The following is an 18,697-nucleotide window of genomic DNA, read 5'->3' as shown; positions in this document are numbered from 1 at the left end:
GTTCGATGTCAGTGAGCGTGCATGGCCACGGCCAGCGCCGCGCCGCAGCGGGCGTTGTTCTTCACCAGCGCGATGTTGGTGGCCAGGCTGCGGCCCTCGGTCAGCTGCTTGATGCGGCTGAGCAGGAAGGGCGTGACGTTCTTGCCGGTGACGCCTTGCGCATCGGCTTCCTGCAAGGCTTGCGTGGTGATGGCGTCGATCTCCGCCTTCGGCATCGCTTCATCGGTCGGCACCGGATTGCTGACCACCACGCCGCCCTTGAGGCCCAGCTGCCACTTGGTGTGGATGAAGGCCGCCTGCTCGGCCGCCGTGTCGAGCTGGAAGTCGGCGTTGAAGCCGCTCTCGCGCGTGAAGAACGCGGGGAAGCCGCGCTGGCCCACGCTGAGCACCGGCACGCCGTGCGTCTCTAGGTATTCCAGCGTCAGGCCGATGTCGAGGATGGACTTGACGCCGGCGCACACCACCGCCACCGAGGTCCGCGCCAGCTCCTGCAGGTCGGCCGAGATGTCGAAGCTGGTCTCGGCGCCGCGATGCACGCCGCCGATGCCGCCGGTGACGAACACGGAGATGCCCGCCAGCTCGGCGCAGATCATGGTCGCGGCCACGGTGGTGGCGCCCAGCTTCGATTGCGCCAGCACGTAGGGCAGGTCGCGGCGGCTGACCTTCATGGCGTCGGGCGAGGTGCCCAGCAGTTCGAGCTGCTCTTCCGACAAGCCGATGCAGATCTTGCCGCCGATGATGGCGATGGTGGCCGGCACGGCGCCGCCGTCGCGGATGATCTGTTCCACTTCACGCGCCATCTGCACGTTCTGCGGATACGGCATGCCGTGCGAGATGATGGTCGACTCCAGCGCGACGATAGGTTTGCCGGCGGCGCGGGCGGCCGCCACTTCGGGTGAAAACTGCAGGTATTGGTGCATGATGTGATTCCTTAAGCCTTGTTGGGGAACAGCGGCGGGTTGTATTCCGCCGACAGGTCGAAGTCGTGGATCTCGTCGAGAACGTCGGCGGCCAGCATCGGCGACACCGTCTCCTGCGATTCGAGCGTCATCGCGGCCACCTTCAGGCCGCGGCGGCAGGCCAGCGTCAGGTCCTGGCTGCCCTGGTACAGCGACCAGCAGACGGCGGCCGAGAAGGCGTCGCCGGCGCCGGTCACGTCGACCACCTCCACCTGGTGCGCGGCCAGCCAAACCAGCTCGCCGTCGCGGGTGTGGAACACGCCCTGGCTGCCGCAGGTGACGATGACGTCCTGCGCGCCCTGGGCCTGTACTTCGCGGCAGGCGGCGCGCACGTCGGCTTCGGTCGGCAGCGCGCGGCCGGCGCGGGTTTCCAGTTCGCCGCGATTGAGTATCAGCAGGCGCAGGCCGCGCAGGTCGGCCGGCAGGCGCGCCATCTTCGGCTGCGACACCGCCACGATCACCAGCGGCACGTTGTCGGCGCGAGCGCTGGCGAGCAGCAGGGCGATGCTGTCGGCCGGCAGGTTCAGGTCGACCACCGTCATCGCGGCGGCGGAGCGCTGCGGCTGGCGGCTGGCCAGGTAGTCCGGCGAGATGCGGTCATACAGCGCCATGTCGGCCAGCGCCACCACCAGTTCTCCGGCGTCGTCGAGGATGGCGGTGTAGGTGCCGGTCTGCGTGTCCGGCAGCTTGAGCGTGCCGCGCGTGTCGATGCCGGCGCTTTCGGCGTGGTCCTGCAGGCTGCGGCCGGCGACGTCGTCGCCCAGGGCGGTCAGCAGCGCGGTCGGCAGGTTCAGGCGCGACAGGTTCTCGGCGATGTTGCGGGCCACGCCGCCGAACACTTCCTCGGCGGTGGCGGGATTGGAGGTGCCCAGCTGCATGCTGGCGATGGTGCGCAGCTTGCGGTCCAGGTTGGCGGCGCCGATGCACATGACCGGGCGCTTGTCCGGCAGCACGTAGGCGCGGCCCAGCAGGCGCCGTTCGCGGATCAGGCCGGCGATGTGGCCGGCCACGGCGGAGCGCGACAGGCGCAGTTCCACCGCCAGGTCCTGCTGGGAGATGAAGGGATTGGCACGGATCAGCGCATAGAGCTGGTCCTTTTTGGAGGAATCGGTCACGGGCTACTCGCTAAAACATTTGTTCATCATGTTAAACATTTGTTCAAATCAAGTCAATCGCGCACTACGGCTAAGTTTGCCTTGTTTTATAATACCGCTGATTTATATCGCTTTAGTATAAATGCTGAAGAAAAATGGTATTTGCCATACATATGGACGATGATGCATAGTGTCAGCTTCCCCAGCCACAACAGAAAAACAGAGGATAACCATGTCTAATAATTCCCCATTCCAGGCAGCCGACATCATTCGCGCCCGTGTCCCTGCGGGCTTCAAGCCACGCATCGCCATGATTCTGGGTTCCGGCCTGGGCGTGCTGGCGGAACAAATGACCGACGCGGTCACCATCAGTTTCAACGAACTGCCAGGCTTCCCGATCAGCACCGTGCACGGCCACGCCGGTGAACTGGTGATCGGCACCCTGTCGGGCGTGTCGGTGGTGTGCATGAAGGGCCGCGGCCACGTCTACGAAGGCTACGGCCTGGGCGTGATGACCAGCGCCGTGCGTACCATGAAGCTGCTGGGCTGCGAGATGCTGTTCGTGACCAACGCCGCGGGTTCGCTGCGCACCGAAGTCGACGCCGGCTCGCTGGTGGCGCTGACCGACCATATCAACTACCTGCCGGGCACCCCGATGATGGGTCCGAACGACGAACGTTTCGGCCCGCGTTTCTTCAGCATGGCCAACGCCTACGACGCCGACCTGCGCGCGCTGCTGCACACCTCGGCCAAGGAAAAGAACGTCACCCTGCACGACGGCGTGTACATCGCCTACGCCGGTCCCAACTTCGAGACCCCAGCCGAAATCCGTGCCTTCAAGACGCTGGGTGCGGACATGGTCGGCATGTCGGTGGTGCCGGAAGTGGTGTCGGCCCGTCACTGCGGTTTGAAAGTGGTCGGCGTGTCGGCCATCACCAACCTGGCCGAAGGCCTGTCGCCGTTCCCGCTGTCGCACGAGCAGACGCTGAAGTACGCGGCCGTGGCGGCGACCTCGCTGATTGAAGTGATCCTGGGCTTCCTGGCCAACGTGGCCAAAACGCCGCAGGCGTAAGATTCCCGAGGGGGCGGCAAATGTCCGCCCCTTCTGCTTTATAGGAGTTCGAAATTATGAAACGCGCATTTATCCTCTTGCTCGATTCGTTTGGTTTGGGCGCCACGCCCGATGCCGCGAAGTACAACGACGTCGGCGCCAACACCTTCGGCCACATCGCCGAGTGGGCCGCCAAAAGCGGCAAGCCGATGTCGCTGCCGACCATGGAAAAACTGGGCCTGGCCGCAGCCGCCCATACCGCCAGCGGCCAGTGGGCCGCCGGCTTCGGACAGCGCGAAGGCTTCACCGCCGCCTACGGCGCCGCGCGCGAACGTTCGACCGGCAAGGACACGCAGTCCGGCCACTGGGAAATCGCCGGCGTGCCGGTGGAATTCGACTGGGGCTACTTCCCGAAAACCGTGCCGTCGTTCCCGGCCGAGCTGACCGCCAAGCTGCAGGAACTGGCCGGCGTGCCGGGCTTCCTGGGCGACTGCCACGCGTCGGGCACGGAGATCATCAACAAGCACGGCGACGAGCATGTCGCCAGCGGCAAGCCTATCATCTACACCTCCGCCGACTCGGTGCTGCAGATCGCCGCGCACGAGGAATCGTTCGGCCTGGAGCGCCTGTACGAGATCTGCGAGATCGCCTTCAAGCTGGTCGAGCCATACAACATCGGCCGCGTGATCGCGCGTCCGTTCGTGGGCGCCAACGGCAACTACACCCGTACCACCAACCGTCATGACTACGCGGTCGCACCGCCGGCGCCCACGCTGCTGGACCACGTGAAGAACGATGGCGGCGAAGTCATCGCCCTCGGCAAGATCAGCGACATCTTCGCGACCCAGGGCGTATCGCGCCTGGTCAAGGGCAAGGACAACATGGCGCTGTTCGACGCGCTGCTGAAGGTGGAAGAGGAAGCCGGCGACAAGTCGCTGACGTTCGTGAACTTCGTCGACTTCGACCAGGCCTTCGGCCACCGCCGCGACGTCACCGGCTACTCGAACGCGCTGCACGAGATGGATGCGCGCCTGCCCGAGTTCATCGCCAAGCTGAAAGAGGGCGACCTGGTGGTGATCACCGCCGACCATGGCTGCGATCCGACCTGGCCCGGCTCCGACCACACCCGCGAGCACATTCCGATGATCTTCTTCGGCCCGGGCGTGAAGGCGCAGCAGCTGCCGATCTCCGAAACCTTCTCCGACATCGGCCAGACGCTGGCCCATCATCTCGGCGTCAAACCACTTTCCCACGGAAGCAACCTGTTATGAGCATCGTCACGGATTTCAAGCGCAACGAAGCGGTCCCGCTGGACCTGGGCTGGATTAACCACATCCACATCAACAAGAGCGCCGCCGACCGCCGCGCCGCCAGCCTGGCGAACCGCCGCACGGTGAAGAAGGAATACCAGGCCGCCTGGCTGGTCAAGGCCATCGGCCTGATCGACCTGACCACGCTGTCCGGCGACGATACGCCCGGCCGCGTCGAGCGCCTGTGCATGAAGGCCATGCGTCCGCTGCGTTCGGACCTGGTCGAGGCCATGGGTCTGCAGGACTACAAGCTGACCACCGGCGCCGTCTGCGTGTACCACGAGATGATCAAGCCGGCGGTGCAGGTGCTGCAAGGCCGCCTGCCTATCGCCGCCGTGTCGACCGGCTTCCCGGCCGGCCTGACCAGCATGGAAACCAAGGTGCGCGAGATCGAACTGTCGGTGGCCGCCGGCGCGACCGAGATCGATATCGTCATCACCCGCCAGCACGTTTTGACGGGCAACTGGCAAGCGCTGTACGACGAGATGCTGGCCTACCGCAAGGCTTGCGGCGAAGCGCACGTCAAGGCGATCCTGGCGACCGGTGAACTGGTCACGCTGGAAAACGTGGCCAAGGCTTCGTGGGTCTGCATGATGGCCGGCGCGGACTTCATCAAGACCTCGACCGGCAAGGAGCCGGTCAATGCGACGATCCCGGTATCGCTGACGATGGTGCGCGCGATCCGCGACTACCACGAGCAGACCGGCTTCAAGATCGGCTACAAGCCTGCGGGCGGCGTGGGCACGGCCAAGGCCGCGCTGCAGTACCTGTCGCTGATGAAGGAAGAACTGGGCAACGAGTGGCTGGAGCCGCACCTGTTCCGCATCGGCGCATCCAGCCTGCTGACCGACATCGAACGCCAGCTTGAGCACTATGTGACCGGCAACTACTCCGCCGCACACCGCCACGCGCAACCATAAGAATACGGACACGTCATGCCATCAATTAAAGAGATCCTGAATACCATGGAATACGGCCCAGCACCGGAAAGCACGAAAGAAGCGCAAGCGTGGCTGGAGCAGCATGGCCGCACCTTCGGCCTGTTCATCGACAACCAGTGGAGCGAGCCGGGCGAGTTGTTCGCCTCGACCAATCCAGCCGATGCGGCCAAACTGGCCGACCTGACCCAAGCCACCGGCAGCGACGTCGATCGCGCCGTGGCGGCCGCGCGCGCGGCGCAGCCGGGCTGGCAGGCACTGGGCGGCCATGGCCGCGCAAAGATCATGTACTCGCTGGCACGCCTGATGCAGAAGCACGCGCGCCTGTTCGCCGTGCTGGAGACGCTGGACAACGGCAAGACCATCCGCGAAACCCGCGATGTCGACCTGCCGCTGGTGGCGCGTCACTTCTACTACCACGCCGGCTGGGCGCAACTGCAGGCCGAGGAATTCGCGGACTACCGCGCCGTCGGCGTGGTCGGCCAGATCGTGCCGTGGAATTTCCCGCTGCTGATGCTGTCGTGGAAAATCGCACCGGCCATGGCCGCCGGTAACACCATCGTCTTCAAACCGGCCGAGTTCACGTCGCTGACCGCGATGCTGTTCGCCGAGATCTGCGTGCAGGCCGGCGTGCCTGCCGGCGTGGTGAACATCGTCACCGGCGATGGCCGCGTGGGCGAAGCCATCGTCAACCATCCTGGCATCGACAAGCTGGCCTTCACCGGTTCGACCGAAGTGGGCCGCCTGATCCGCATCGCCACCGCCGGCAGCGGCAAGAAGCTGTCGCTGGAACTGGGCGGCAAATCGCCGTTCATCGTCTTCGATGATGCGGACCTGGACGCCGCCGTTGAAGGCCTGGTCGATTCGATCTGGTTCAATCAGGGCCAGGTATGCTGCGCGGGTTCGCGCCTGCTGGTGCAGGAATCGGTGCAGGACAAATTCCTGTCCAAGCTGCGCGCCCGCATGGACAAGCTGACCCTCGGCTCGCCGCTGGACAAGTCGATGGACATCGGCGCGCTGGTCGATCCGGTGCAGCGCCAGCGCATTGCCGGCCTGGTGGAGTCGGCCCGCGCGGAAGGTTGCGAGGTCTATCAGCCGAAGTGCGAAATCCCTGCCAACGGCTCGTGGTTCCCGCCTACGCTGATCACCGGCGCGTCGACTTCCGCCGCCGTGGCGCAGGCCGAGATCTTCGGGCCGGTGCTGGTGGCGATGAGCTTCCGCACTCCGCCGGAAGCCGTGCAACTGGCGAACAACACCGTCTACGGCCTGGCCGCCTGCGTCTGGACCGAGAACATCTCGCTGGCGCTGGACGTCGCGCCGCAGATCAAGGCCGGCGTTGTGTGGATTAACACCGCCAACCAGTTCGACGCCGCTTGCGGCTTCGGCGGCTACCGCGAATCCGGTTTTGGCCGCGAGGGCGGACGCGAAGGCATGTACGAATACCTGACCGCCAAATCGGAAGATGCGCGTCCTGCGACGCCGGTTGTTGAAGCCAAGGCCAAAGCCAAGGCGGCCGTGCCGGCGGCAGGTGGCGCGTTCGCCATCGACCGCACCGCCAAGTTGTACATCGGCGGCAAGCAGGCCCGCCCCGACGGCGCCTACAGCCGCGCGATCCATGGCGCCGATGGTTCCTTCATCGCCGAAGTCGGCGAAGGCAATCGCAAGGACATCCGCAACGCGGTGGAAGCGGCGCACAAGGCCGGCGGCTGGGCGAAAGCCACGTCGCACAACCGCGCGCAGGTGCTGTACTACATCGCCGAAAACCTGGCCGCGCGCGGCGAGGAATTCGCCGCCCGCATCGCCGCCATGACCGGCTCCAAGAACGCGGAGAAGGAAGTGCAGGCTTCGATCGAGCGCCTGTTCTACTACGCGGCATGGGCCGACAAGTACGACGGCCTGGCGCACCAGCCGCCGATGCACGGCATCACCGTGGCGCTGAATGAGCCGGTCGGCGTGATCGGCATCGTCTGCCCGAACGAAGCACCGCTGCTGGGCTTCATCTCGCTGGTGGCGCCGGCTATCGCGCTGGGCAACCGCGTGGTGGTGGTGCCTTCGGAAGCGCATCCGCTGTCGGCCACCGATCTGTATCAGGTGTTCGATACGTCGGATCTGCCGGATGGCGTGGTCAACATCATCACCGGTTCCGCCGACGAACTGGCGCGCACGCTGGCGACCCACTCGGACATCGACGCGGTATGGCGTCATGACGGTTCGGCCGAAGGCTGCGCGGAAGTGGAGCGCCTGTCGGCCGCTTCGCTCAAGCGCACCTGGGTCGGCGGCGCGAAAGGGCGCGACTGGTACAGTACCGCTCAAAGCGGCGGCCGCGCGGTATTGGCGCACGCCTCGCAAGTCAAGAACGTCTGGATTCCATACGGCGTTTAATTAGATATCAGGTACTACGGGCGGGTCTGCGGACCCGCCCTTGTGCTTTCAACACCCAATAATTCAAAGCGGAGAATTCCATGTTCTTACCTCAAGAGATCATACGCAAGAAGCGTGACGGCGGCGTCCTGACCGCTGAAGAGATCCAGTTCTTCGTCGGCGGCATCACCTCGAACCGCGTCACCGAAGGCCAGATCGCCGCGCTGGCGATGGCGGTCTACTTCAACGACATGACCATGGACGAACGCGTCGCCTTCACGCTGGCGATGCGCGATTCCGGCGAAGTGCTGGACTGGCGCTCGTTGGACCTGCCAGGCCCGGTGGTCGACAAGCACTCGACCGGCGGCGTGGGCGACGTGGTCTCGCTGCTGCTCGGCCCCATGGTCGCGGCTTGCGGCGGCTTCGTGCCGATGATCTCCGGCCGTGGCCTGGGCCACACCGGCGGCACGCTGGACAAGTTCGATTCCATCCCCGGCTACAGCACCGTGCCGACCAATGAACTGTTCCGCAAAGTGGTCAAGGAAGTCGGCGTCGCCATCATCGGCCAGACTTCGTCGCTGGCGCCGTCGGACAAGATCTTCTACGGCGTGCGCGACGTGACCGCCACCGTTGAATCGGTCGCCATGATCACCGGCTCCATCCTGTCGAAGAAGCTGTCGGCGGGCCTGGACGCGCTGGTGATGGACGTCAAGGTGGGCAGCGGCGCCTTCATGCCGACCTACGACAAATCGGTTGAACTGGCGGACAGCATCGTCAAGGTCGGCAACGGCGCCGGCATGACGACGTCGGCCATCCTGACCGACATGAACGAATCGCTGGCGCCATACGCCGGCAATGCGCTGGAAGTACGCGGCGCGATGGACTACCTGACCGGAAAATCGCGTCCGGCGCGCCTGCACGAAGTGACGATGGCGCTGTGCGCCGAGATGCTGGTGCTGGGCAAACTGGCCGCCGACGAAACCGAAGCGCGCGCCAAGCTGCAGGCATCGCTGGACAGCGGCGAAGCCGCCGAGCGCTTCTCGCGCATGGTGGTGGCGCTGGGCGGTCCTGCCGACTTGATGGCAAATCCGGACAAGTACCTGGAGCGTTCGCCCATCGTCGTGCCGGCGCCTGCGCTGGTTTCCGGCTACGCCGCCACCGCCAACTGCCGCGACATCGGCCTGGCCGTGGTGAGCCTGGGTGGCGGCCGCCGCCGCGCCGCCGATCCGATCGACTTCGCTGTCGGCTTGACCGAGCTGGTTGGCCTGGGCGACAAGATCGAAGCCGGCCAGCCGCTGGCGATGGTGCATGCACGCACGCAGGAAGCCGCCGAGCAGGCGATCCGCGAAATCCAGGCGGCCTACCAGATCGCAGCCGCAGCACCGGCCGCGAATCCGGTCATCTACCGCACCATCCGTCCTTGATACCGGAGCACGCAATGAACAAACAAGAACTGATCGCCGAAGCCGCAGCCGCGCGCCTGAAGGCTTACACGCCGTACTCCAACTTCAAGGTCGGCGCCGCGCTGTTGACCAACGACGGCAAGGTCTTCCACGGCTGTAACGTGGAAAACGCTTCCTATGGCCTGTGTAACTGCGCCGAACGCACCGCCTTCTTCAGCGCTTTCGCCCACGGCTACAAGCAGGGCGATTTCGACCAGCTGGTCGTCATCGGCGAAACCGATGGTCCCATCGCACCGTGCGGCGCGTGCCGCCAGGTGATCCTGGAGTTGGGCGGCAACGAGCTGCCGGTGCTGCTGACCAACCTCAAAGGCGACATCTACGAAACCACGGCCGCCGAACAGCTACCGAACGCCTTCGGCGGCGCCGACTTGAAGAAGAAATAAGCTTGGCCTTCAAGAAGACAATCGATGTGCAGGCAGCCGTCGCGATCGCGGCGGCGGAGGCTATCGCCGCCAAAACGCAGGGCACCTTCGGCGTCGGCGGTTTGATGCTCGACCAGCATGGCAACGTGCTGCAGTCGCTGCACAACAACGTCATCAAGCAAGGGCTGATCTTCGACCCGACCGCGCACGGCGAGCGCCAGTTGATTGACTGGTACTACGCCGAACGCGCCAAGGGCCGCGATTTGCCGGAGCCGCAGGACATCACCATCGTCACCTCGCTCGATCCGTGCTGCATGTGCGGCGGCGCGATCCTGGCGGGCGGCTTCAACGTGGTGGTGGCCGCGCCGGATAAAAGCGCGGGCGTCAACCACGACGCCAGTGCCACCTTCGACGCGCTGCCGGAAGCGCTGCGGCCGCAAGCCGAGGCGACGTTCAGCTACCCGGCCATTCTCGGGTCGTCGCTTTACGCGCGCGCCGCGTCGGGTGCCGCGCCGAAGTCCTTCTTCATCGGTAAAACCATCTCCGAACCGACGCAGGCCTTATGCTCATTGGTGTTCGAGGCCACGTCGGGCGAGGTGATGGAGTTGTTCAATACCGACCTGCCGCAACAACAATTGAAATGTCCGCTGACGTTGGCGCCCGATCACGCCATCGTGCGCGCGCTGCGCCAGCTTTACCCGGACGCCTTGGCCTACCGCTGCACGCCGCAGCAGCCAGATGCCGGCCTCGCGCCCTTCCTGCTGCAAGCGATGGCGCGCGACCGAGAACACGGCGGGGCAGGGGATGCTGTGGCCTTGCTGGATTCGTTCGGCAATCTGCTGCTTTGCATGCCGGGCCGGATGTCGCAGTCGGGCATCCGCAGCGCCTTCATGGAAACCACGCGCGCCTACGCGCAGTTGCGCTTCAAGCTGATGGCCGGCGCCACGTCGGCGCAGCAGGAGGAGGTACGCCAGTATCTCGGCCATCCGAAGGACGGCACTTTCGTCTTCGCCAAGGGGCCGGACAGCAGTGCGATCAGCTTCATGAACCTGGGCGCCTACGGCTCGACGATGGAAGGCCCGCTGCCGCTGAAAAATCCGACGCAGTTCCAGTATGTCCTGCCGGGCATGCCGGAGGACGAACTGGCCGCCCTGTGCGGCGCCATGCCTCCGCTGTACCGCAACATCATCCGCATCCGCCCCACCCAGGTGGCCGACCAGGATCTGATTTCCGCGCTGGCATGATTACGGATACGTTCTCCCGCCTCATGGCGTTGCTCACAGCGCTACACGGGATTTCACCCAACCGTTTTTTTAATATGCTCAGGGATGCTGCGAACGTTGACGAGTTTTACAATGCTGCGCTGGCACTTGGCTATGCCGCGAATTCGAAGGAACTTCGGGACACTTATGAGGAGCAAGTCCACAGCCTGTCGGAGGATATCCGGCGGGAGGTTGAAGAGCTCAATTCCTTTTTCCGGATAAAGCTGTTTCCAAGTTCACCCTCGCAAAAACAAAGTTGGGAAAATTTTGTCTCACGGGACCTTGGCGGACGGTATGCGTTCCGTGATGACGGGTCGTTGGAGATCAGCCTTCTTGATGCGAAGCTTAGTGATTCGGTACTCCATGTGAAGCGGGTATGGAGCCACGTCAGCAGTTTCGGTGGGTCGCTGACCGACTTCAAAATCAAGCTCGATGCGAACCAGGTTACGGAAGTGCGAACGAGGCTGGCGGACGTGCGCCGTATCAGATCAGGCGCAGTGTTACCGCCTTGAGGGTTGCGGCGGCGCGCGTCGTGCATTCCAGTTTGCGAAACACGTTCTCCACATGCGTACGCACCGTGCTCGGGCTGATCGCCAGCGAGCGCGCCACTTCCTTGTTGGTCAGGCCCAGGCTGATGCCTCGGAAAACTTCGGTCTCCCGCTCCGTCAACATGACTTTGTCCTGCGCGCCGTCTTCGGCGGGCGCCGAACCGCTGCAGATCGCCCGCACGGCGGCGCTGTCGAAGCGGCCGGCGTAGGCTTCCGCTTCCAGCAGCGCGCGTGCCGCATCCGGCGTCATCGCCGCGCGCCAGGGCCGCAGCGACTGCAGCGCGATCCATGCCGATGCGGCGGCCACTATCCGTCCCTCGATTGGAATCGATGCTCCCGCGCAGGCGCGGAAGGCACCGCTGCCGTCCAGCCGTTCGGCGGCATAGGATCCGGCGTCCGCAGCGCCGGCCAGGGTGCCGATGCGCGTGGTGGCGCGGCTGGTCCAGTAAGGCGCCAGCCGCAATTGCTCGCGTGCCGCCGCCGACAGCCGGCCGGTGATGTTCCATACCGAATTTGGCACCGCAGCGCGGCCGATGCCATGCACCAGCGCCGCACGATGGCAGCGTTCCGCCGTCTCCATGCCCAGCCCCATCGCGACCGCGCCGCAACGCGCCGCCTCCGCCACGCGGCGCGAATAGCCTGTCATCCACGGCAGCTTCAGGTCGATCACGTCGGCCAGCAGTTCCAGCGACACGGTGCCCTGATCGGCCAGCGCGCCGAATGACAGCGATGCCTGCCAGCTCTCGTCGTGGTCCAGCACCTCCAGCCAGGATGCGGCCTGCCGCAGCGCGATCGCCGCCAGCGGAGCCGGATACGCCTTGCCGCTTTTGTGCCCGATGATGTCCAGCATGCGCTCCAGGCCTTGCGCGCGGCTGAGGACTTCGATGTCGCTGGCCAGGGCCACGATGTAGACGCTCGCCGGTACGTTGGACCCGGTGCCGTCCGCAGTCGCGAAGATCGAGCGCAGCGCCAGCTCGACATCGGCCGGAACGCCGAGCATGCGGGCGATGTCGCCGGACACCTCGCAGTGGATCTCCGACAGCTGCTGGCGGGCGTCCATCACTTGCCTGCCTATCGCGGCAAAGGCCGGGTCGCTGGTTTTCTGCGACATCAACAGCGCGCGGCCGCCGACATCGTCGCCAATCAGCGCGCTGAAATCCGGCGCGTTGGCGGTGCAGCCCGACCAGCGCAGCAGCGCGACCTGCTGCACCGCTTCGCAATCGCGGGCGTCGCAGCCGGAGGCGTGGGCCAGGCGTGCGGCCAGCCAAGCGGTGCGCAGCGAATGGTCGGTGGGCTGGCCCATGCTCAAGTCGCCGACGTAGGCCAGCGCGCGCATGGTGTCTGTAATGGAGACCGGGGTTTCGGGATGCATCGGCCGATTATAGCCATCTTTGCCTCGCGGCCGGCATCGGACATTCGACCGATTACGGCGCGGCGCCGGGCGCGGCATAGTGCGGCCTCCACTTCATACATCCGAGGACTCAGCATGAAATTTATCTCCACCCTGATCGCGGTCGCCACGCTGGCCACCGCTGGCGCCAGTTTCGCCGCCGACCGCCAACTGCATCTGCGCGGCGAAGTGACGGCGGCCGGCGCCGGCGAGTTGACCATCATTGACCGCAAGGGCGTCAAGACCACGGTGCAGCTGCCGGAGCAGGCGCAGGTACTGGACGTATCGCGCAGCAGCCAGGCTGCGATCCAGGAAAACAGCTTCCTCGGCATCGCCGCAGCTCCCGCATCCGATGGCAAGATCCGGGCAACGGGTGTGATGATCTTCCCGGAAGCGGCGCGCGGCATGAACGAGGGGCACTACCCTTGGGACAATATCGAACAAGGCACCATGACCAACGCCACCGTCGCCAAGGTGGTCAAGAAATCCAGCAGCACCGAATTGGAAATGCGCTTTGGCGGCAGGACCCAGCAAGTGATGCTGGACAAAGCCACCGTCTACGGGCAGTTCGTGCCGGGCGAGCGCAAACTGCTGATGGTCGGCGCCAAGGTCATGGTGATCGGCGCGGAAGGCGCGGACGGCAAGGTCCACGCCAACGCCGTGTTGGTAGGCCGCGACGGCTTCATGCCGCCGCTTTAAGCTCGATCTCGATGACACCGTCGGGCAATCGAAGCTTGACGCGCGCGCTTGGCCTTGTGCGGAGATAGTGCTAGGCTAAATCCCATCCCATCGACGGCCGTTGGAGGAGCTGAACATGACCACATTGCAAATGGAGCTTCAAGTTTTTGCACGAAACCTGGAGACACTGCTGGCGGACGAAGGCAAGTATGTTGTTATTTCTGGCGATGCCATACTTGGCGTTTATGACAGCTTTGAGGATGCCACCAAGGCAGGCTATGGCCGTTGCGGTTTGACGCCGTTTTTGGTCAAACAGATTCTGCCAATAGACGAGGTCGTTTTTATAAATCGCGATATTCTTCCCCAATGCCCAGTATAAATTTTTCGATCAGTCGCGATGGCCCAATCATCACCGTCATCATCGGCATCAGCGCGTTGTACAAGGGGGCGCTTATTGCAGCTGGACTTTCTGCGCCTCCCCCTGTTCGTGGAAAGTTCCTGATTGATACTGGCGCCAGCCGGACGTGCATTGATTCGAATTTAGTTGGACACCTTGGGCTTCCATCTATCGGCTCGATCGAAGTTCAGACACCATCGACCAAGGGCATCTCTCAGGCATGCAAGCTCTGCGATGCAATGCTTTTCATTCCAGGAAAGCGTTCGGCTGGTTACCGAGTTTCAACGCTCGCCTTGATCGAGGTGAGCCTGGCTGGTCAGGGTATAGATGGCCTCATTGGAAGAGACTTATTGAACCGGTGGACATGCATTTACAACGGTACAGCAGCCTCGTTTTCCTTGTGTTACTAACCCAGGTCTCAATCCTCCGGATCGTAAGTGCCGATGCTCCAGATGTGGCCCTCCGGGTCGCGGCAGGTGAAGCCGCGGCCGCCGTAGTCCTCGTCTTTGATGTCGAGCAGGATATCGCCGCCGGCCTGCTTCACGCGGTCGTAGACATGGTCGGCGTCGTTGACGACCAGGTAGGAGCTTTGCGTGTTGAACTGGCCGATCTCGGAAGGCTGTTTCATCAGCCGCCCGAACTCGGTGTCGAACACCGAACCGAGCATGATCATGCTGTTGCCGAAGCCGAGTTGTGCGTGCGCGATGCTGCCGTCTTCGTTCGGCACCACCAGCGTCGCTTCGAACCCGAAAGTCGTGCACAGCCAGTCGATGGCGGCCGGCGCGTCGCGGTAGCGCATGCATGGAATGACGTTGCAGCGTGTTTGCTTGGGTATGCTGGACATTGTTCTCTCCCTGTCGTGGTCTGGAAAAGATTCGATCACCAATTACACCATTCGTTCGCCGCGCCCGAGCGGCCCGGCGGTGCGATAAAGTATATATTGATAACGCTCAGGGGGCGATTACATTTGCTGGAACAAATGGGTGTTGCCCCGGCTGACTTCCAGCTGCTCGCTGAAGTTGCGGATCTTGACCATCTGCCGTCCGCGCAAGTCGCGCGTGACTTCCTCGATGGCGTCGACCCGCACCAGCGTCGAGCGATGGATGCGCCAGAATTCGTCCGGGTCCAGTTCGTCCACCAGCTCCTTCAGCGTTTTACGTATCAACACCTCCGCCTGCGCGGTCTGCACCCGCGTGTACTTTTCGTCGGCGCGGAAGAACAGCACCTCGCGCGTGCTGATCATGCGCAGGTTGCTGCCCACCACCGCCTGGATCCAGCGCAGGTAGTCCGGCCTGGCGGCCGGCTTGCTCTGGCTCGACAACAGCTGGCTCAGTTGCCGCTCGATGTTGGACGGCTGCTGGCCGATCAGTGTCTGCAGCCGCGCGCAGGTGGTCTTCAGGCGTTCGCCGCCGGCCGGCTTGAGCAGGTAATCGAGCGCGCCCTGTTCGAAGGCCTCGATCGCATACTGGTCGTAGGCCGTCACGAACACCAGGTGGCAGCGGTTGAACAGCATGCGCGCCGCCTCGATGCCGGACAGGCCGGGCATGCGGATGTCGAGGAACACGATGTCGGGCTGGTACTGCCCGGCCAGCGCCACGGCCTCGATGCCGTTGGCCGCCTCGGCGACAATCTCCAGTCCCGGCCACGCCTCCAGCAGGCGCGCGCGCAGCTGGCGGCGCATCGGTTCCTCGTCGTCGGCGATCAGCGCGGTGGCGCGGCGCTGGCCGCCCGGTATGGTGTTCATCATGTTGAGCTCCCGGCGAAAATATCCGGCGCATACGGGATGCGGATGCTGGCGCGCGTGCCGCCGGTCAGCGGCGCTTCGATCACCAGCTGCGCGCGGTTGCCGTACAGGATGCGCAGGCGCTCCCGCACATTGGCCAGTCCGATGCCGTCGCCGGCGTGGAGGTTGAAGCCGATGCCGTCGTCCAGCACGTCCACCTGCAGCATGGCGCCGTCGACGCTGGCGCGGATGTCGATGCGGCCGCCCTCGATCTTCGGCTCCAGCCCGTGCTTGATGGCGTTCTCGATCAGGATCTGCAGCATCATCACCGGGAAGGTGGCGCTCAGCATTTCCGGCTGCACGTCGATCGACACCGCCAGCCGCGCGCCCATGCGCGCCTGCATGATGGCCAGGTAGGCGCGCGACATCTCGATCTGCCGGCCCAGCGTGCCGGCGCCCTTGGCGCGCATCTGCGGCAGCGTGGCGCGCAGGTAGTCGATCAGGTTCTGGTGGATGCGCGCGGCCTGCGGCGGATCGGTCTCGATCAGCTGGCCGATCAGCGCGAGCGTGTTGAACAGGAAGTGCGGCTCGACCTGCGCCTGCAGCGCCGCCATGCGCGCCTCGACCACGCGCCGCTCCATGCCTTCCTCGTCGGCGTGGCTGGTGGCGTCGCGTGCCTCGATCTCGGCCTTGCGCTTGCCGCCGGCCAGCACCTTCAGGCCCAGCGACAGCGCGATGAAGGCGGCGGTCTGCTTGGGCAAGCCGAACGGCGTCAGGCCGAACAGCAGCAACAGCAGCCACACCATCATCAGCTTGCGCCATTCCACCTGCGCCAGCCAGTCGAAGAAGCGCCACCACATGCTGGTGGCGGTCTCGCCGATCTCGCGGACGATGTCGAGCAGGCTTTTGGCGTTGTCGTAGCCGGCCTTGGCCAGCCCGCGTTTTTTCATTGCTGGTGCTCCCGGCGACGCTGGCGGCGGCCGCCGATCACGCACACGCCGACCGCGATCTTCAGCAGCATGAAGAAGGCGAACAGCACCAGCGCCAGCGGCAGGATGCTGAGGATGAAGGCCAGGATCAGCGCGGCGCCCAGCAGCGCCGGCGGCGACATGCGCCGCACCAGCCGCAGCCCGTAGCGCACGGTCTGCGCGAAGGCGCGGAAGATTTCTTCCATCAGATCCATCACGGCCTGGCTGTTGAATTTGCTCATTTGAGGCTCCATCAAAATCGTTGCGATGGAATCACTGTAGCAAAGCGCGGCGGCGTGCTGTTGCGGATTCCGATCAACTGCGGTTTGAGCGGGATGGCCGGCTATTCCGCAGGATAAGCGGCGGGTAATTCAGTGCTGCCGCGTAACGCTTGTTGCAGCGTTCCAGTCGCTGCGCAGCAGGCCGTAGATGACGCTGTCCGAGATTTCGCCGCCGACGAACCAGCGCTCGCGCAGCAGCCCCTCGCGCTGGAAATGCAGGCCTTCCAGGATGCGGCCGGAGGCAATGTTGTCGGGATGGATATCGGCCTCGATGCGGTGCAGCTCCAGCGGGCCGAAGCCGTAGGCGATCAGCGCGGCCAGCGCTTCCTGCATGTAGCGTTTGCCCCAGTGCGGCCGCGCCAGCATGTAGCCGATGTCGCAGCGGTGGTTGCGGCGGTCGAAGGCGTACAGCGTGACGGTGCCGATCAATTCGCCGTCCGGCAGCACCATCGCCAGGCGCAGCGCGCTGCCGTCCTGGTAGCCCTTGAGGGTTTGCTCGATGTTGTCGACGGCCTGGGCGGCATGCAGCCAGGGGCCGCTGCTCCAGTAGCGCAGCGCGGGCGGATCGGAGAACAGGCGGAACAGGGCGTCGGCGTCGCCGCTGTCGACGAAGCGCAGCGTCAGGCGGTCGGTGTGCAGCTGGATGGGCTCGAAACTGGGCATGCTGGTCGTCTTGTGAGGGCTGGTGGCCTTCCAGCTTAGCGGATTTCGGTGGGCGGTTGGTGATTTTCGTAATGCTAACTTTGGGAAATAATGATATTATTCGGGCAATAGTCGTTAATTTTCTAATATTTTACCCAGGGACCTTTCCATGATCGCTCGCACTTGCATCGCCCTTGCCGCCGCAACCCTGCTGTCGGGAACCGCCTACGCCGCCCCGCTGACCGCCAACCAGATGCTGCAACAATTTAACGTCGTCGTCAGCGGCAACCTGACCTCGACCTCGCACGTCGACGGCCGGACCTACGTGGGCCAGAACGCCAACGGCGGCGACTATGTGCAGCACGTGAACGACACGCCAGCCTCGGCCTACGCCGGCCTGACCGTGGGCGGCACCCTGAGCGGCAACGTGCACGTGAACGGCCTGGGCCTGGTGACCGGCGGCGACGCCAACGGCATCAACGTCAACAACGGTTCCGCGTACGTGGGCGGCTCCGCGAGCGGCTCCAGCTTCAACGGCGACGCCTGGATCGTCGGCGCCGCCAACGGCGGCAACTTCAACGGCGGCATCCACGCGGCCAGCTACACCAACATCAACGTCAACCCGGGCAGGGTGCTGGCCGCGCCGACCGGTGCGATGAACAGCACGCTGGCGGCGTCGACCTCGACCAACTTCGGCGCGGTGATGACCGGCCTGTCGAGCCAGCTGTCGGCGATGCACGCGACGGACGGCACCAAGGTCACCTACAGCAACAACGACAGCAACGTGCTGCTGAGCGGCACCGCCGTCAACGGCGTGCTGGTGTTCGACCTGACCAAGGACGACAGCAAGATCTTCTCGAGCAAGGTGACCGACATTTCGTTCAACCTGAACGGCGCCAGCACGGTGATCTTCAACACCGACGACAGCAACCTGAGCCTGTCCGCCAACTTCAACCAGGCGCAGGCCCTGGGCAGCAAGCTGATCTGGAACTTCGCCGGCCATGACAACAGCGTCACCGTCGGCCGCACCTTCGGCGGCCAGGTGCTGGTGGCGGACGGCACCTTCAGCAACGTCGGCGGCGCCAACGTCGAAGGCGGCGTGTTCGCCAAGACGCTGAACCAGTTCGGCGAGATCCACCTGCAGAGCTTCACCGGCACGGTGCCGACCGCACCGGTGCCCGAGCCGGAAACCTACGCCATGCTGCTGGCTGGCCTGGGTCTGGTCGGGGCGATGCTGCGGCGCAAAAAATAATCGCGGAGGAGTGCCGTG

20 protein-coding genes are annotated in these 18,697 nt (G+C 64.6%); 12 read left to right on the top strand and 8 right to left on the bottom strand.

The features are described 5' to 3' along the window. Nucleotides 1-8: 8 nt before the first annotated feature. Nucleotides 9-920, bottom strand: a complete 912-nt coding sequence (locus HUX88_RS05945) for a pseudouridine-5'-phosphate glycosidase (RefSeq protein WP_176361157.1) — start codon at nucleotides 918-920, stop codon at nucleotides 9-11. 11 nt (nucleotides 921-931) lie between these two features. Further along, nucleotides 932-2,074, bottom strand: a complete 1,143-nt coding sequence (locus HUX88_RS05940; RefSeq protein ID WP_176361156.1) for a PfkB family carbohydrate kinase — start codon at nucleotides 2,072-2,074, stop codon at nucleotides 932-934. A gap of 211 nt (nucleotides 2,075-2,285) precedes the next feature. Between HUX88_RS05940 and xapA the strand changes: the two genes are divergently transcribed. The 8 genes from xapA (at nucleotide 2,286) to HUX88_RS05900 (ending at nucleotide 11,312) form a co-directional block, all read left to right on the top strand. After that, a complete protein-coding gene (gene xapA / locus HUX88_RS05935; protein WP_026335059.1) occupies nucleotides 2,286-3,125 on the top strand; it encodes a xanthosine phosphorylase in 840 nt (279 codons plus the stop codon). Nucleotides 3,126-3,181: 56 nt separating this feature from the next. Then, entirely contained in the window at nucleotides 3,182-4,375 is a 1,194-nt protein-coding gene (locus tag HUX88_RS05930; RefSeq protein ID WP_176361155.1) for a phosphopentomutase, read from the top strand. Continuing rightward, complete coding sequence (gene deoC / locus HUX88_RS05925) at nucleotides 4,372-5,334, top strand: deoxyribose-phosphate aldolase (RefSeq protein WP_161095536.1); 963 nt, start codon at nucleotides 4,372-4,374, stop codon at nucleotides 5,332-5,334. The genes HUX88_RS05930 and deoC overlap by 4 nt, the downstream gene beginning before the upstream one ends. 15 nt (nucleotides 5,335-5,349) lie before the next feature. Further along, a complete protein-coding gene (locus HUX88_RS05920) occupies nucleotides 5,350-7,734 on the top strand; it encodes an aldehyde dehydrogenase family protein (protein WP_373886755.1) in 2,385 nt (794 codons plus the stop codon). Between the two features lie 80 nt (nucleotides 7,735-7,814). Then, a complete protein-coding gene (deoA, locus tag HUX88_RS05915) occupies nucleotides 7,815-9,137 on the top strand; it encodes a thymidine phosphorylase (protein ID WP_176361154.1) in 1,323 nt (440 codons plus the stop codon). 14 nt (nucleotides 9,138-9,151) lie between these two features. Further along, nucleotides 9,152-9,559: a cytidine deaminase gene (locus HUX88_RS05910; protein ID WP_008445538.1), complete on the top strand. Its 408-nt coding sequence runs from the start codon at nucleotides 9,152-9,154 to the stop codon at nucleotides 9,557-9,559. Nucleotides 9,560-9,561: 2 nt separating this feature from the next. Continuing rightward, nucleotides 9,562-10,782: a nucleoside deaminase gene (locus tag HUX88_RS05905; protein WP_117013095.1), complete on the top strand. Its 1,221-nt coding sequence runs from the start codon at nucleotides 9,562-9,564 to the stop codon at nucleotides 10,780-10,782. Beyond that, a complete protein-coding gene (locus HUX88_RS05900; RefSeq protein ID WP_176361153.1) occupies nucleotides 10,779-11,312 on the top strand; it encodes a hypothetical protein in 534 nt (177 codons plus the stop codon). Before HUX88_RS05905 ends, HUX88_RS05900 begins: the two co-directional genes overlap by 4 nt. Here the strand turns inward: HUX88_RS05900 and HUX88_RS05895 are convergent. After that, the gene (locus tag HUX88_RS05895; protein ID WP_176361152.1) at nucleotides 11,284-12,720 is read right to left on the bottom strand and encodes an HD domain-containing phosphohydrolase; all 1,437 of its coding nucleotides are present in this window, start codon (nucleotides 12,718-12,720) and stop codon (nucleotides 11,284-11,286) included. The two genes, HUX88_RS05900 and HUX88_RS05895, sit on opposite strands and share 29 nt — an antisense overlap. A 114-nt stretch (nucleotides 12,721-12,834) precedes the next feature. Here HUX88_RS05895 and HUX88_RS05890 point away from each other — a divergent pair, with 114 nt between their 5' ends. The 3 genes from HUX88_RS05890 (at nucleotide 12,835) to HUX88_RS05880 (ending at nucleotide 14,223) form a co-directional block, all read left to right on the top strand. Further along, nucleotides 12,835-13,437 (top strand): hypothetical protein, encoded by a 603-nt coding sequence (locus tag HUX88_RS05890; RefSeq protein WP_117013098.1) that lies wholly within the window; start codon nucleotides 12,835-12,837, stop codon nucleotides 13,435-13,437. Between the two features lie 115 nt (nucleotides 13,438-13,552). Continuing rightward, a complete protein-coding gene (locus tag HUX88_RS05885; RefSeq protein ID WP_147330381.1) occupies nucleotides 13,553-13,795 on the top strand; it encodes a hypothetical protein in 243 nt (80 codons plus the stop codon). After that, nucleotides 13,783-14,223, top strand: a complete 441-nt coding sequence (locus tag HUX88_RS05880) for an aspartyl protease family protein (protein ID WP_117013100.1) — start codon at nucleotides 13,783-13,785, stop codon at nucleotides 14,221-14,223. Before HUX88_RS05885 ends, HUX88_RS05880 begins: the two co-directional genes overlap by 13 nt. An 8-nt stretch (nucleotides 14,224-14,231) precedes the next feature. Here the strand turns inward: HUX88_RS05880 and HUX88_RS05875 are convergent, their stop codons facing one another. From HUX88_RS05875 to HUX88_RS05855, 5 genes are all read right to left on the bottom strand, one after another. Continuing rightward, complete coding sequence (locus tag HUX88_RS05875) at nucleotides 14,232-14,657, bottom strand: VOC family protein (protein ID WP_176361151.1); 426 nt, start codon at nucleotides 14,655-14,657, stop codon at nucleotides 14,232-14,234. Between the two features lie 117 nt (nucleotides 14,658-14,774). Continuing rightward, nucleotides 14,775-15,557 (bottom strand): LytTR family DNA-binding domain-containing protein, encoded by a 783-nt coding sequence (locus tag HUX88_RS05870; protein ID WP_117013102.1) that lies wholly within the window; start codon nucleotides 15,555-15,557, stop codon nucleotides 14,775-14,777. Next, nucleotides 15,557-16,486, bottom strand: a complete 930-nt coding sequence (locus tag HUX88_RS05865; RefSeq protein ID WP_117013103.1) for a sensor histidine kinase — start codon at nucleotides 16,484-16,486, stop codon at nucleotides 15,557-15,559. Before HUX88_RS05865 ends, HUX88_RS05870 begins: the two co-directional genes overlap by 1 nt. Beyond that, entirely contained in the window at nucleotides 16,483-16,746 is a 264-nt protein-coding gene (locus HUX88_RS05860; protein ID WP_117013104.1) for a hypothetical protein, read from the bottom strand. Before HUX88_RS05860 ends, HUX88_RS05865 begins: the two co-directional genes overlap by 4 nt. Before the next feature lie 129 nt (nucleotides 16,747-16,875). Beyond that, on the bottom strand, nucleotides 16,876-17,448 hold the full coding sequence (locus HUX88_RS05855) for a GNAT family N-acetyltransferase (protein ID WP_176361150.1): 573 nt from the start codon (nucleotides 17,446-17,448) through the stop codon (nucleotides 16,876-16,878). 148 nt (nucleotides 17,449-17,596) lie between these two features. Between HUX88_RS05855 and HUX88_RS05850 the strand changes: the two genes are divergently transcribed. Beyond that, nucleotides 17,597-18,679, top strand: coding sequence for a collagen-binding domain-containing protein (locus HUX88_RS05850; protein WP_229213128.1), 1,083 nt, complete (start codon nucleotides 17,597-17,599; stop codon nucleotides 18,677-18,679). Nucleotides 18,680-18,697: the final 18 nt, after the last annotated feature.

The organism is Duganella sp. BJB1802 (assembly GCF_013369445.1).
In the GTDB taxonomy this organism is placed as follows: domain Bacteria; phylum Pseudomonadota; class Gammaproteobacteria; order Burkholderiales; family Burkholderiaceae_D; genus Rugamonas; species Rugamonas vulcania_A.
Note: the sequence above shows the minus strand (reverse complement) of the source record. Positions and strands in the feature narration are given on the sequence as shown.